Here is a 13,651-nt window from a genome sequence, read left to right on the forward strand (position 1 = left end):
ACGATAACGCCGGTTTCCTGAATCAATGCGGCGTCTGTGAGTTTTTCGCGAGCAAGCTCGCTCCTACAGGAGGGGAATCGAGTGGTTGTAATGTCAGTGTACGACCCAGCTCAGCAACCATAGGCCCAGCATCAACCAGATGATCCCCGCGATAATCGAGGCCCGCATAAAGGCGCGTACCGCCGAGTAGAGGAACAACAGGCCGACGATCAGGGTGATGATGCTGATGATCGAGGTGTCCATGCCCAAGGTGCGTGACAGGCCATCGATAAAGTTGCCGCCGGCATGGGTCAAGGCCCCGAACAAACCGCTGAGCCCGTCGACGATAAAACGGATGACGGAACCGAGCGCCTGGCCCAACCATTCGAAAAAGCTTTCTACCTGCATGTGCGTGTCCTGATAAGAAGGTGGGCGTAACTGTGCCTTTGGTTGTCGATAACGCAGGCGAGTTCCCTGCAAGCATAGAGGTTTGCCCGTTTGAGTTTTAGTTTAATCACCTGCGGATGTACTCAGTTCAATGTGGGAGCTGGCTTGCCTGCGATAGCGGTGGGGCAGTTGTGGATAAGGTGACTGATCCTGCGCTATCGCAGGCAAGCCAGCTCCCACAGTTATTGCGCTGGGCTTTGGGTGGTGTGGTGTTGGTGGTTGCCCTGCTATGGCTGGCCGATCGCATCTGGCCCTTACCTCTGCCCCAGGACGACCTGGCCCGAGTGGTGCTGGCCGAAGATGGCACACCCCTGTGGCGATTTGCCGATGCCAATGGCGTATGGCGCTACCCGGTACACACCAGTGATGTCTCACCGTATTACCTCGACGCGCTGCTCACCTATGAAGACCGTTGGTTCTACCAGCACCCCGGCGTAAACCCGTTGGCGCTGGTGCGGGCGACCTGGCAAAACCTGAGCGGCGCGCGGGTGGTCTCCGGCGGCAGCACTTTGTCGATGCAAGTGGCGCGCCTGCTCGACCCGCACTCACGCACCCTGCACGGCAAGTTGCGCCAACTGTGGCGTACCGCGCAGTTGGAGTGGCACCTGTCCAAGGACGAAATCCTCAACCTGTACCTGAACCGCGCGCCTTTCGGCGGCACGCTGCAGGGCGTGGCGGCGGCGAGTTGGGCCTACCTGGGCAAGTCACCGTCACAGCTGACCCACGCCGAAGCCGCGTTGCTCGCGGTGTTGCCCCAGGCGCCGAGCCGTTTGCGCCCGGACCGTCATCCGCAGCGCGCCCAAGAGGCCCGCGACAAAGTGCTGCGCCGCCTGGCCGAGTTTAAGGTGTGGCCACAATCGGCGGTTGATGAAGCCCTGGAAGAGCCCCTGTTGCTCGCCCCACGCCTGGAACCGAGCCTGGCGCCCTTGCTGGCGCGCCGCCTGAACCGCCCCGACAGCCCGCCACTGATCCGCACCACTCTTGATGCCACTCTGCAACGCCGTCTCGAAGACCTGCTGTTGGGCTGGCGCGCACGCCTGCCGGAACACACCTCGGCGGCCATTCTGGTGGTGGAAGAAGAAAGCATGGCGGTACGCGCCTACCTGGGGTCGGTGGATATCAACGACACCAAGCGCTTTGGCCATGTGGACATGATCAGCGCGCTGCGTTCGCCCGGTTCCACCTTGAAGCCCTTCCTCTACGGCATGGCGTTGGATGACGGCCTGATTCACTCCGAATCGCTGTTGCAGGACGTGCCTCGACGTTATGGCGATTACCGGCCAGGCAACTTTTCCATGGGCTTTACCGGGGCGGTGCCGGCGAGCACGGCGTTGTCCAGCTCGTTGAATCTGCCGGCGGTGCAACTGCTGGAAGCCTACGGGCCCAAGCGCTTTGCCGCACAGATGCGCATCGGTGGCATGCCGTTGGCGTTGCCGGCGTTGGCCGAGCCGAACCTGGCGCTGATCCTCGGCGGCGCGGGCAGTCGCCTGGAAGATCTGGTGAGCGGCTACAGCGCCCTGGCCCGCGATGGTAAGAGCGCCACCCTGCGGTTACAGCCGGACGATACGCTCAGAGAGCGGCCGTTGCTGTCGCCCGGCGCCGCATGGATTGTGCGGCGCATCCTCAGCGGCCAGGCGCGCCCCGATCGCGACCCGCGCGCCGAGTTGGTCCAACGCCCGGTGCTGGCGTGGAAAACCGGTACCAGCTATGGCTTTCGTGATGCCTGGGCGATTGGCGTGGGCCCGCGTTATCTGATCGGCGTATGGATCGGCCGGCCCGATGGCACGCCGGTACCGGGGCAATTCGGCCTGGCGTCGGCAGCGCCGCTGATGTTGCAGGTGCATGACGTACTGACCAACCGCGACAGCCAGCGCGGCATCAGTGCGCCGGTCAAACCGGTGCCGGCCAATATCGGCGTGGCGGCGATCTGTTGGCCGCTGGGCCAGCCCATGAGCCGCAGCGACCCGAACTGCCGCCGCCAGCGTTTTGCCTGGACCCTGGACAACACCACGCCGCCGACCTTGCAGGCACTGGATCAACCCTTGAGCGTGGGCTTGATGGAAAGCATCTGGGTTAACGCCAAAGGCTTGCGGGTCGATGCCCATTGCCCTGGCGCAACCCCGCAAAACATTGCCCTGTGGCCGGCGCCGTTGGAGCCCTGGTTGCCAAGGATTGAACGCCGTGAAGCACGCATCCCGGCGGCTGACCCGGATTGCCCACCACCGGCGCTGGCTGCGGCGTCGCCCTTGTCCATTGTGGGCGTGCGCGAAGGCGATCAATTGCGTCTGCCCGCTGCCAGTCAACAAGCCTTGCGCCTGAAAATCTCGGCGTTGGGCGGCAGTGGCCGGCGTTGGTGGTTTCTTAATGGCGCGCCGTTGGGGGACAGTGCCAATCAGGACAGCATCAACGCCAGTTTTGAACGGCTGGGGCGCTATCAGCTCAGCGTATTGGATGAGGCCGGCCAAACCGCCAGGATCGAGTTCAGCGTCGTCGACTGATCGTTGCTGATCGTTCCCACGCTCTGCTGATCGTTCCCACGCTCTGCGTGGGAACGCCGCCTGGGACGCTCCGCGTCCCGTCATGGGGTAAGCTATACCCATTCAGGAGCCCCCGCATGAACCTCGAACACCTCACCGAACGCCTGCACCGCATCCGCGATACCAACGACTGGAAGCAGTTCCACAGCCCGAAAAACCTGGCCATGGCCGCCAGCGTGGAAATGGCCGAGCTGGTGGAGATCTTCCAATGGCTCACCGAAGACCAATCCCGCCAACTGCCCGCCGATAAACTCGCGCATGCGGGCCAGGAGGTTGGCGATATCGTCTTGTATCTGTTGCTGCTGTGCAGTGAACTGGGCCTGGATATGAACGAAGTGGTGCGCGCCAAGCTGGCCGACAGCGAACGGCGGTTTGCCCATGAGTGATCGTCATTTCGATCAGTTGGCCACGCGCTTTGCCGAGAAGATCTACGGCGGTGCCAAGGGTGCGATTCGCTTGGCGGTGCTCCAGGCCGATCTGGTGGAAGCCTTGCCGCAGCGGCCGTTGCGCGTGCTGGATATTGGCGCAGGCCTGGGGCATATGTCGTTGTGGCTGGCGGAGCAGGGCCATGAGGTGACATTGGCCGAACCCGCCGCGCCGATGCTTGAAGGTGCGCGCCAGCGCTTCGCTGACGCTGGCCAAAGCGCGACCTTTATTCATGCACCGTGGCAGGACTTGCTCGGCCAGCTCACCGAGCCTTACGATCTGGTGCTGTGCCATGCTGTGCTGGAGTGGTTGGCCGAGCCCCACGCCATCCTGCCGGTGCTGCACCAACTGACGCTGCCGGGTGGCTGGTTGTCCCTGGCGTTCTACAACCGTGATGCGTTGATCTACCGCAACTTGCTCAAAGGCCACTTCCGCAAAATGCGCAAGAACGACATGGCCGGCGAAAAGCAGAGCCTGACGCCGCAACAACCCCTGGACCCACGGGAGTTGGCGGCGCAACTCGAAGGGTTGTGGCAGGTCGAAAGCCAAAGTGGCGTACGGGTGTTCCACGACTATATGCCGGTGGAATTCCAGGCTCGCGCCAACCTGCAGGACTTGTTGGAGATGGAGCTCGCTCACCGTCGTCACCCAAGCTTTGCCGGGCTTGGGCGATATTTGCACTGGATCTGCCGCCCGGTTTAAGCGGCCCAGCGTGGGAGGTCGACATGCGTCGTCTCGGTTTAATCCTGTTGTCTCTAGGCCTTGGGGCGTGCTCGAGCCCCAACCCTTACGTGGCCAGTTCGGCACCGATGCCGCCGGCGCCCGCCCAGGCGGCCACTACCTTTGATGCCAGCGCCTACCCCGCGCCGGTGCGCGACTATGGCGCCTACCGCAGCTGGGGCTGGCTCAACGGCCAGTTGCCGGCGGGCACGGCCTGGGCCGATTCGGCGCAGATTGCCGAGGCGGTCAGCGGCGCTCTCGACCAGCGAGGCTTGCGCCCCTTGCATGACAAGCGTGCGCCCGACCTGCTGGTGAGCGCCGATGTACGCCTGGAAAAACGCCTGCGCCAGGTCCAGGACGATTATGGTTACGGCTACGGCGGCTATAACCGCTATGGCAACGGTTACGGTATGTACAACAGCGTGCCGGTGGTGCGCACCTATGAAGTGACCGTGGCCGTGGCGCGTATCAGCCTGTTCGATGCGCGCACCCGCCAGCCGGTGTGGAGCACCAGCGCCGAAACCACCAGCCAGGGCAGCCTGAGCGAGCGCGCCGATAGTTTGCGCAAGGCGATGCAAAAGGCAATGGCTGCCTATCCGCCCAGTTAGCAGCTATTCTCATTACAGGCCCACGTTGTTTTTGGAGAACACCATGCTTCGTCGCATCGCTGCACTTGCTGTTGTCATGTTGCTGGGCGGTTGCCAGAGCAACCAGGTCAACCACGATTTCGACGCCAGCCGAGACTTCGGCGCCTACCGCAATTGGGCCTGGAAAGACCCGGCGTTGCAGTATCGCCCCGATGACCCGCGAATCAAGAGCGACCTCACCGAGCAACGCATCCGCCAGGCCGTGGGCGAACAGCTGGACCAGCGCGGTTTGCGTCCTGCGGCGGCGGGCACCAAGGCTGACCTGAATGTACAGGCCTACCTGATCGTCGAAGACCGCCAGCAGCAAGTCACCACCAACTATGGCGGTGCCTGGGGCGGCCCGTGGAATGGGTACTGGGGCGCGCCGATGTACAACGAAACGCGCAACATCACCTACAAAGTGGCGACCCTCCAGATCGACCTGCTCGACGGCAAGGACGGCAAGCTGGTGTGGCGCGGCAGCGACGAGCAAATGATGGCCAGCACGCCGAACCCCGAGGACCGCAACAAGGCCATCCGCAGCACCGTGACCAAGATCCTCTCCAACTACCCGCCGCGCTGATCACTCACTGTAGGAGCGAGCTTGCTCGCGAAAAACGTCAACGATAACGCGTGCTTCCTGAGTAAACGCGGCGCCTGTGAGTTTTTCGCGAGCAAGCTCGCTCCTACGGTATCAGGGCGTATCAGGGCATCTCCGCCAGTCGCCAATGTGGCGAGTTGCCAGCAACCTGCCCAAGCCTTGTCTACACTCCAGTGCAACGGAGAGTTAGCGCAGGAGTGCTTCGATGTCTCCCCGATTCGGCTCCAGGCAGCGTGGTGCAATTGGCTTGATGGCGGCAGGCACCTTGGCCTTGGCCCTGGTGTTCACGTTGCTGGCGGTCGATAGCGGGCGCTTGTATTTGGAAAAGCGCAAGTTGCAGTCCGTCGCCGACACCTCGGCGTTGGAGGCGGCAGGTCTGGGTGGCCAGTGCGGTACCAACACCACGGCCAACGCCTATGCCACGCAAAATGCCGCGCGTAACGGTTTTGTGGTCGGTAATGGCAGCACCCTGGCGGTGACGTGCGGCACCCTGGCGACCAATGCCCTCAACACCCGCGTATTTACCGCCGATGCCACCAAGAGCGACGCCATCCGCGTGGTGGCCTCGCGCACCGTCCCGACCAGCATTGCCAATGGCCTGTGGAACCTGTTCAGCGGCGCGCCGATCACCCCGCAAATCAACTTGAGCGCCACCGCCGTCGCCGCGACACCGCCGCCCGTGGCGCAGTTGTCGATCCGCAGCAGCTTGGCCAGCGTCGATTCAGGCAAATCCCCGCTGCTTAACCTGGTGATCGGCAACCTGCTCGGCGGTAACCTGTCGCTCACAGCAGCCGGTTGGAACGGCTTGCTGCAGACCAACGTCAACCTGCTCAGTTACCTGGACCAACTGGCGATCAACCTGAACGTGAAGGCCGGTGACTATGACGCCTTGCTCAGTACCGCGGTCTCGGCTACTCAGTTGATCGACGCTGCGGTGAAGGTCTTGCAGAAAAACGGTGCGGCGGCCACGGCGGTCATCAATGATGTGATTTCGATTCAAGCGATTGCGCCGAACAGCAAGCTGTTGACGGTGGGAGACCTGGTCGACATCGCCACCGGCACGCCGACAGCGGCGCTGAACAGTAACGTGCAGTTGTTTCAGCTGCTGGAAGCGGTGGCGCAGTTGTCCAGTAGCAAGAATGCGGTGAGTGCGGCGGCGCAGGTCGCGATTCCGTTGGTGGGCAATGTGTCGATCCAGACCAAGGTCATCGAACCGCCGCAGCTGTCGGCGATTGGCAATCCTGTATTGGCCAAGAAGGGCTTGCAGAATACCCCGCCGACCGATCAGATTTTTGTACGCACTGCGCAAGTGCGTACGTTGGTGACCGTGCAGGCGCCGATCATCAAGGCGGTCTCTGGCGTGGCTTCCATATTGACGGGCCTGGGCACGCCGGTGTCCCAGGTGGTCAAAGGGTTGTTGAACCTCAACCTGCCGGCGGTGGTTGGCGGGGTGTTGTGCCTGGTGGCCTGCAATGTGGCTGACGTCGATGTCACGACGTCGCTGGCCATTTACATTGAAGCCGGCAGTGCGCAAACCAATGTCACGGATTTCAATTGCGACTCGCCGGCCTCTAAATCCTTGACGGTGAAAACCACTACATCCCTGGCAACTCTGGCGGTCGGTACGGTGGATCCGGTGGCGGCTTTTTCTTCCTCGGCTGCAGTCAATGTGCAGCCGGTCAGGCTGATTGATTTTGGCGAGCGCTATTGTGTCGTCCTGACGCTGCTGTGCAGCCCCAACCGTACGCCGAATGTGGGAGGCGGTTTGCTGTTGAAAGCCAACTCCACCATTGCCGCGCAAACCAGCACGATGGTGTTTGCGCCGGTGGCCGAGATGAATGCGCCGCCCACCTACAAGTTTGCGCCAGGCACGGCCAATATTGTCGGCAGCCTGGTGTCGACGCTTAATGGCTTGCAGGTGACTTACGCACCGCCTAGCGGCAGTGTCTCCAATGGTGCGTTGGCTGGGGTCGCCGGGTTGTTGGCGACTATCACGACGGCGGTGGTGGGGCTGATCCAGAATGTGCTGTCGCCGATTCTCGACCCCATCGTTAATACTTTGCTGGGTGCCTTGGGTATTAACCTGGGCAATGCCGAAGTCGGTGCCAACCTTACCTGCCATATGGGCCGGGCTTATCTGGTGATATAGCAGACCTTTCGAGTTCCAAATGTGGGAGCTGGCTTGCCTGCGAAGACGGCCTGACAGTCAACACTGTTGGACCGTGTACATATCCATTCCTGCGGTAACGGCCACTTAGGGTTCCGCTCTGACAGCGGGTCACTTTTGGAAAAGAGCCCCAAAAGTAACCAAAAGGGCTCTTGCCCCACCACTCGGCACCTCGCTTAGGCTCGGTGTGCCCGTAATCCGCCAGTGATTTGGGGGGCCGCCGCCACGCGCCATCCATGGCGCGGGGCGGCTAAACCGGCATCCCTGCCGGTTTACCCCCCAAATCCCTGTCGAATTCCGGCCAGCGTGGTTTGACGGGGCGCTTAAGATCAAGATCAAAAGCAGATCAAAAGCAGATCAAGAGCAAGAGCGGCTCGCTTCGCATCGTGGTTAGCGTTGAATTAGTTCTGCGCGATGGGGAGTTCGATGCAGAATTTCGCGCCGGCCTCGCCGTTGGTAACGCTCAGGCGTCCGCCCATGTTTTCCACAATCCCATAGCTCACCGAGAGGCCCAGCCCGGTACCCACGCCTATCGGCTTGGTGGTAAAGAACGGCTCGAAAATCCGCTCCAGCAGGCGCGGGTCTATCCCGCCGGCGTTGTCTTCGACCCAGATACGCACATGGCGGCTGTCGTGCTCGCTGTGCAGGGCAATCCAGGGGCGCAGGGCAGGGTCTTTTTCTCGCTGGCTGAGTAATGCGTCGCGGGCGTTGACCATCAGGTTGATCAGCACCTGTTCCAACTGGTCGACATAGCCTTTGACCTGTACCGAGAAGTCGGTAGGGCTGATGCGCACGTCTACACCTTTGCCGCGCAGGCCTTCGCTGAGCAGGGAGAGGGTGCCCTCCAGTGCCTGCGCCGGGTCGAAGGGTTGTTGCTCGATTTCCGAGCGGCGGCCGAAGACGCGCATGTGGTCGACCACTCGTGCGGCGCGTTGTACCTGGGCGTCGATGCGTTGCAGTTTTTCCGTGAGGTAGTCGATTTGCGCGTCGCCATTGCCCAGGCGCTTGAGCACATTGGCGATGGCCATGCGCATCACGTTCAGCGGCTGGTTGATCTCATGGGCCAGGCCGGTGGCCATTTCGCCGAGGGTGGCCATTTTTGCGCTTTGGGTCAGTTGTTGCTGGGAGCGGCGCACTTCGGTGTTGTCGCGGCCCACGGCTTGCACTTCGATCAGGGCGCCTTGTTCATCGAAGACGCCGCGGTCCGACCACACCCACCAGGCATGTTCGCGCCCGGGCAGTTGCAGGCTGATTTCCGCGGTGCTCACCGGGAATTCCGGGGTCAGTTGTTGGATGCGCTGTACAAAGGCGGTGCGCTGTTCATCCGATAGCCATTGGCCCAGGTCGATGCCTGGCAGGTGCTCGGGCCTGCATTCCAGGTAATTGGCCAGCGGCGTGTTGCCGAAGGTGAGGGTCAGGTCGGGGCGGTAGCGGCAGATCATCGCGGGCGAGTCTTCCACCAGGATGCGGTAGCGTTCTTCACTTTGGCGCACCTGCTCGGCGGCCAGGGTCGCTTCGGTGACGTCCAGCCACAGGCCCACGGCTTCCACCGGCAGGCCGAGGTCGTCGCGCAACAGCTTGGCTTCGTCGAGCAGCCAGTGGTAGTGGCCCTGTTTGTCGCGCAGGCGATAGCGGCTGCGCACGTTGCCTTCGCGCAGCAGTTGGCGGGTGCGTTCGAAGTAGCACTCGCGGTCGTCGGGGTGGATCAGCGCTGCCAGGGTGTCGTGGTTGCAATCGGCCAAGGTCCAGCCCAGCAACGGCAACAGGCTGGCGCTGAAGAACGCCGGGTGCAGCGCGCCGTTGACGTAGCGCTGCACGTAGATAACGGCCGGTGAGCTGGCGATCAGGTTGTCCAGGCGCGCATGGGCGGCGGCGGCTTGCAGTTGCTGGTTCTGGATGTCGCTGATGTCGAGCATGAAGCCGATCCAGCGCCGTTCATTGCCGGCGCCCAGTACTTGGCCTTGTATGCGGTACCACAGGGGCGACTGTTCAGCGTCGGTGCGTTGCAAGCGCACGCTGGTCAGCAACGGCTTGCCCAGGGCTTGCAGGTCTTGCAGGCGGCTGTTGAGGGCCTGGCGGTCGGCGGGGTGGATGAGTTCGAGCCAGGTGCCGAGGGGCTGGCGGGTGGGGCCGTCGTCCAGGCTCAGGTTGCGCAATAGTTGTGGCGCCAGTTGGATTTCCTGGGTGACGGGCAACAGTTCCCACCAGCCCGTGACGAGCAGGCCTTGCAGGGCTTCCACGCGTTCCAGTTGCTGGTGGTGACGCTGTTCGCGCAGGCGGCCCAGCAGCGGCGCGGCGAGTGCTGCGCACAGGTTCAGCCAGTCACGCTCGCCGGTGTGGTGTGCCTGGCCGTTATAGAAACCACACAGCAGCCACGCGGCGGCGCCATGGCTGTCGCGGTACGGCACCAGGAAACCGTCGGCATTGCCAAACACACTGCGCAGGCGCGGGTTGTCGCTGCGGCCCTGGGCAATGTCCAGGCTCAATGGCGTGTTGCCGTTGATGCTGTCCAGGCTGGTGCCCAGATGCTGCCCGGTTTGCCACAAGGCTGGGGCGTCGTGGGCGGCGTATTGGCTGTAGATGCGCCAGCCCTGGTCATCCTCATCGAGCAGTGCCATGGCGACGCAGGGGATGCTCCAGCGCTGGGCCACGCTGCGCAGGTGTTCGCTGAACACGTGATGCAGGCGGCTGAAACTGCACACGCGCAGCTGTTCGCTCATCAGGGCGGCGAGTTGGTGGTTCTGCTCGCGTTGCTGCACCCGTGCCCGGTCGGCAAGCAGGTCAGTGATGTTCAGCAGGTGCAGGGCCCAGCCCTCGCCCTCCGGCTCGATCCAGCCACGGGTATGCAGGACCTGGCCGGCGGCGCCCTGGAAGTCCAGATCCAGGCCGTGTCGTTGCCACTCCTGCGGCGTGCCCTCGACACTCAGCGCGCTGTCGGCACACAGCAAGGTCTGCAAGGGTGGGTTGGGCGCATTGGCAAGATGCTGGGCAAGCAAAGGCCTCAAGGCGCCCGTGATGCTCAGCACCCGGCCCAGGTTGTCCAGTTGCACTTGCAGGCCCGGCGCGGGCGTCGTTGGCGCGTCCAGAGCCAGGGCGCTGGTAAGCCCGCGCAGGCGTGCGAACAATTTATCCCCTGTCGTCAAAACTGAAGGCTCGAGGTGGCGGTGAGGTTGGTGGGCAGGTTGGGTACGGTGCCCACCCCAGGCAACACCAGGGCCGGCAAGACCGCTTTGATATTGGCCGAGGGGTAGGTGATCTTCACCGTCAGCAAATTATTGGTGTAGGTGGCGGTGATATAGCCGGGCAAGAATTTCAATGAGCCGGGGATCCAGTTCAACTGGGCCTGGGCTGCATCCTTGGCGCGTTGCACAACCAGGGCCGAATAGCCGGCGGTGCTGGGGTCCAGGGACACACTGCGGCGTACCCCTTCGGCGGCCGCCTGGTGAAATGACTGCATCAACAGCAGCGGCAAGCTGTAGCTGAGCATGCCGTAGAACACCGCAAAGAAAATCACGAAGACCAAGGCAAACTCGATCGCCGCAGCACCTTTTTGCTTTCTCGGGAGGCTCGATTTCATGACTGCGTCTACCCTGAGGCGAGTACTTGATATCAGCATAGAATCATTCAGCCAAAAGGGATGTTTTTTACGTGATCCAGACGCTAGTGATTGTGCTGTGGTTGGGCGTATGTGCCGTGCAGGATATTCGCCAGCGCCAGATTGCCAATACGTTGACCCTGGGCGTCGGGCTGCTGGCGTTGATTTACCTGCTGTGGGCGGGGTCGACGTGGCTGGGCGCGTCCCGTAGCGAGGGCGGCCTGGCCCTGGCTTTGGCGCTGGTGCTGACCTTGCCGGGCTATGCGTTGGGCCGCTTTGGCGCAGGGGATGTGAAGTTGCTCGCCGCCCTGGGGCTGGCCTCCAATATCGAGTACCTGCTCGGGGCGCTGATCGGTGCGGGCATCGCCATGGTGGCCTGGACACTTATGCATCAAGGGCTTAGCTCAAACCGCGTTGAACGGGCAGGGCCAGCGTCAACAAAACAGCCTTTTGCACCCTTCGTTTTGACAGGTTTTGCCGGCAGCTGGTTTTGGATCCATCAGTCGCACGAGTTGATTAATGCTATGTACATAGTCGGAAAGTACGTCTACGTTTAATGAGTAGCGGTGTAGGACTTTTCGTCAGAAAGGATAGGTCATCATTTGGCTTGCCAGGCATGGAGTAGCGCGTGAACAAGCTTACGTCTGCAGTAAAAGTGCTCGTTGTCGACGATCAACCCTTAATCGTGGAGGAGCTCTGTGAATTTCTTGAAAGCAGCGGGTACCGTTGTGTCCCGTGCGAGTCCAGTGAGCAAGCTGTCCAGCGTTTCAAGGAAGACCTTCAGATCGGTTTAGTGCTGTGTGACCTGCATATGCCGGACATGGACGGCATCGAGCTGGTGCAGGCGCTGCAACGGATCGCCGGTAAACATCGTGCGTTCGAAGCGATCATGCTCACCGGTCGCGCCGACAAGCAGGATGTGATCAAGGCCCTGCGTGCAGGTATCGCCGATTACTACCAGAAGCCGATCAACCTCGATGAATTGCTCGAAGGCCTCAAGCGCCAGGAAGCGGCATTGGAGGAACGGCAAAAAGACCTGCAACTGGGCACGCTCAACCAGAAGTTGCAGTACCTGTCCGAATCCATCAACGACTTGTATATGGACTTGGACAAGGTGCGCCGCAACCCGACGCCCCAGGACCAGGACGGGGACTCATCGGCCGATGACGCCGGGCCGGTGGAGATCCCGGCGATCTTCAATCAACTGTCACCGCGCCAATTGGACGTGGCACGCCTGGTGGGCAAGGGCCAGACCAACTATCAGATTGCCTGTGAGCTGGGGATTACCGAGAACACGGTCAAGCTGTACGTGTCCCAAGTGCTGCGCTTGACCCATATGCACAACCGCACGCAGTTGGCGCTGGCGTTGTCACCGAACAACTCGGCGATGCGCCAGCGGGTCACGGCGCACTAGTACCGCCCTACTGTAGGAGCGAGCTTGCTCGCGAAGAACGCCAAGACAACGCGGTTACCCAGGATGCACGCGTTATCGTTGACGTTCTTCGCGAGCAAGCTCGCTCCTACAGGGTGGGTTGAGTTTTATTTGCTGCCCTGCGCAGTGCCGCCTGCTTTCTGATCAAAAAACTCCGGGATCGGGTGCTTGTTGCTGTCCAGCCAGCGCTTGAGCGCCTGCTCGCGTTCTGCCGGCGTGGTTTTTTGCGGGTTGGCCGAGGCTGCGCGACCGCTCAGTTGCAGTGCCATCCAGTTTTCCGTTTCTGCCTGCCGGGGTGAAGACGGCCCTGCTTCGATGGCCGAAGCAAGGAGTGGCAGGGCCAGGCAGGCAAGGCCGGCGAGGTAATGGAATTTCATCATCGACTCCTTATTTCACAGAGGCCGGCAGCGTGTCGCTGACCGCCGCTACCTGATCTTTGACTGGACGCTGCGGTGCCGTGCCAGCCTCCTTGAGGTGTTGCGCCCGTGCCTGGGCTCGGGTCACTTGCTCGGGGCTCAAACCGAGTTGGCCGACCACTTTTGCGGCTTGCTCCCAGTTGTCCTGGTAGATCAGCAACGTCACCAGGTTGACCGCCGCCAGTTGATCGCTCTGCTTGAGCTCGATGGCGGTCATGAATTCAAAGCGTGCGTCTTCCAGGCGCCGTTGGTCGAGGTACACCACGCCCAGGTCATTGCGGATCTTTTCGTCGGTGGGCGCCAGCCGTGCCGCACGTTGCAGGTGGGCCATGGCCTGGCCGTTGTCGCCCTTGGCCGACGCCAGTTGCCCCAGGCCGTGCTCACCATCGGCGGCCAGGCAGGTGCCCAGCAGGCTGCGGTACAACGGCTCGGCGTCAGGGCGGCCCAGCAAGCGATAGGCACGGGCCTGGCGTTGACGAACCTGGGGCAGGGCGCTGGGCAGGTTTTGCAGGTTGGCGAGGCTGGCGTGCAGCTTGCCTTCGTTGGCCATGTCATCGGCCAGGTTCAGCGACAGCTCCTGGTCGGCGCTGGGCTTGGGGCAACTGCCCGGCGCCAGCAACCCGGCCCACGGAGCCTGGCCATTGCTGGCACAGCCACCCAGCATCAGCAGGCTCAAGGCGACGATCAGTGGTTTCATGGCAGGCT

The 13,651-nt window shown here is 62.2% G+C and carries 13 protein-coding genes; 8 read left to right on the forward strand and 5 right to left on the reverse strand.

What is annotated here, in order from left to right; all coding sequences use genetic code 11:
* Window positions 1-93: 93 nt before the first annotated feature.
* Complete coding sequence (locus tag PSH76_RS03165; RefSeq protein WP_056782809.1) at window positions 94-387, reverse strand: hypothetical protein; 294 nt, start codon at window positions 385-387, stop codon at window positions 94-96.
* Between the two features lie 224 nt (window positions 388-611).
* On the opposite strand from PSH76_RS03165, the gene pbpC reads away from it, so the two are divergent.
* The 6 genes from pbpC to PSH76_RS03195 all read left to right on the forward strand — a co-directional run bounded on the left by pbpC (window position 612) and on the right by PSH76_RS03195 (window position 7,485).
* Window positions 612-2,924 (forward strand): peptidoglycan glycosyltransferase PbpC, encoded by a 2,313-nt coding sequence (gene pbpC, locus PSH76_RS03170; RefSeq protein WP_370874659.1) that lies wholly within the window; start codon window positions 612-614, stop codon window positions 2,922-2,924.
* 116 nt (window positions 2,925-3,040) lie between these two features.
* Window positions 3,041-3,349, forward strand: a complete 309-nt coding sequence (locus PSH76_RS03175; RefSeq protein ID WP_003188211.1) for a MazG-like family protein — start codon at window positions 3,041-3,043, stop codon at window positions 3,347-3,349.
* Window positions 3,342-4,091 (forward strand): methyltransferase, encoded by a 750-nt coding sequence (locus PSH76_RS03180; RefSeq protein WP_003188212.1) that lies wholly within the window; start codon window positions 3,342-3,344, stop codon window positions 4,089-4,091. Before PSH76_RS03175 ends, PSH76_RS03180 begins: the two co-directional genes overlap by 8 nt.
* Window positions 4,092-4,114: 23 nt before the next feature.
* Window positions 4,115-4,717: a DUF4136 domain-containing protein gene (locus PSH76_RS03185; RefSeq protein WP_003188213.1), complete on the forward strand. Its 603-nt coding sequence runs from the start codon at window positions 4,115-4,117 to the stop codon at window positions 4,715-4,717.
* A 43-nt stretch (window positions 4,718-4,760) separates the two neighbouring features.
* Window positions 4,761-5,318 (forward strand): DUF4136 domain-containing protein, encoded by a 558-nt coding sequence (locus PSH76_RS03190; protein WP_020302184.1) that lies wholly within the window; start codon window positions 4,761-4,763, stop codon window positions 5,316-5,318.
* 223 nt (window positions 5,319-5,541) lie between these two features.
* Window positions 5,542-7,485: a TadG family pilus assembly protein gene (locus PSH76_RS03195; RefSeq protein ID WP_305493587.1), complete on the forward strand. Its 1,944-nt coding sequence runs from the start codon at window positions 5,542-5,544 to the stop codon at window positions 7,483-7,485.
* A 419-nt stretch (window positions 7,486-7,904) separates the two neighbouring features.
* Here PSH76_RS03195 and PSH76_RS03200 read toward each other — a convergent pair whose 3' ends face one another.
* Together PSH76_RS03200 and PSH76_RS03205 are read right to left on the reverse strand one after the other, a co-directional pair.
* Complete coding sequence (locus PSH76_RS03200; protein ID WP_305493588.1) at window positions 7,905-10,646, reverse strand: PAS domain-containing sensor histidine kinase; 2,742 nt, start codon at window positions 10,644-10,646, stop codon at window positions 7,905-7,907.
* Window positions 10,643-11,080 carry a TadE/TadG family type IV pilus assembly protein gene (locus tag PSH76_RS03205; protein WP_003188217.1) on the reverse strand — a complete coding sequence of 146 codons (438 nt, stop codon included), beginning with the start codon at window positions 11,078-11,080 and terminating at the stop codon, window positions 10,643-10,645. Before PSH76_RS03205 ends, PSH76_RS03200 begins: the two co-directional genes overlap by 4 nt.
* 71 nt (window positions 11,081-11,151) lie before the next feature.
* On the opposite strand from PSH76_RS03205, the gene PSH76_RS03210 reads away from it, so the two are divergent.
* A complete protein-coding gene (locus PSH76_RS03210) occupies window positions 11,152-11,655 on the forward strand; it encodes a prepilin peptidase (protein ID WP_305493589.1) in 504 nt (167 codons plus the stop codon).
* A gap of 71 nt (window positions 11,656-11,726) precedes the next feature.
* Entirely contained in the window at window positions 11,727-12,512 is a 786-nt protein-coding gene (locus PSH76_RS03215; protein WP_305493590.1) for a response regulator transcription factor, read from the forward strand.
* 125 nt (window positions 12,513-12,637) lie between these two features.
* Here PSH76_RS03215 and PSH76_RS03220 read toward each other — a convergent pair whose 3' ends face one another.
* Both PSH76_RS03220 and PSH76_RS03225 read right to left on the reverse strand, forming a co-directional pair.
* On the reverse strand, window positions 12,638-12,907 hold the full coding sequence (locus tag PSH76_RS03220) for a DUF3613 domain-containing protein (protein WP_098949677.1): 270 nt from the start codon (window positions 12,905-12,907) through the stop codon (window positions 12,638-12,640).
* A gap of 10 nt (window positions 12,908-12,917) precedes the next feature.
* Complete coding sequence (locus PSH76_RS03225) at window positions 12,918-13,643, reverse strand: tetratricopeptide repeat protein (protein ID WP_056782825.1); 726 nt, start codon at window positions 13,641-13,643, stop codon at window positions 12,918-12,920.
* Window positions 13,644-13,651 lie beyond the last annotated feature (8 nt).

This window comes from Pseudomonas sp. FP215 (genome assembly GCF_030687795.1).
Classification (GTDB): domain Bacteria; phylum Pseudomonadota; class Gammaproteobacteria; order Pseudomonadales; family Pseudomonadaceae; genus Aquipseudomonas; species Aquipseudomonas salmasensis.

Excerpts from the sequence above, each read along its gene's own strand:
- PSH76_RS03185 (WP_003188213.1), top strand. The coding sequence starts at position 4,115 with ATGCGTCGTCTCGGTTTAATCCTGTTGTCTCTAGGCCTTGGGGCGTGC.
- PSH76_RS03205 (WP_003188217.1), bottom strand. The coding sequence starts at position 11,080 with ATGAAATCGAGCCTCCCGAGAAAGCAAAAAGGTGCTGCGGCGATCGAG.
- PSH76_RS03190 (WP_020302184.1), top strand. The coding sequence starts at position 4,761 with ATGCTTCGTCGCATCGCTGCACTTGCTGTTGTCATGTTGCTGGGCGGT.
- PSH76_RS03175 (WP_003188211.1), top strand. The coding sequence starts at position 3,041 with ATGAACCTCGAACACCTCACCGAACGCCTGCACCGCATCCGCGATACC.
- PSH76_RS03225 (WP_056782825.1), bottom strand. The coding sequence starts at position 13,643 with ATGAAACCACTGATCGTCGCCTTGAGCCTGCTGATGCTGGGTGGCTGT.
- PSH76_RS03180 (WP_003188212.1), top strand. The coding sequence starts at position 3,342 with ATGAGTGATCGTCATTTCGATCAGTTGGCCACGCGCTTTGCCGAGAAG.
- PSH76_RS03195 (WP_305493587.1), top strand. The coding sequence starts at position 5,542 with ATGTCTCCCCGATTCGGCTCCAGGCAGCGTGGTGCAATTGGCTTGATG.
- PSH76_RS03165 (WP_056782809.1), bottom strand. The coding sequence starts at position 387 with ATGCAGGTAGAAAGCTTTTTCGAATGGTTGGGCCAGGCGCTCGGTTCC.
- PSH76_RS03220 (WP_098949677.1), bottom strand. The coding sequence starts at position 12,907 with ATGAAATTCCATTACCTCGCCGGCCTTGCCTGCCTGGCCCTGCCACTC.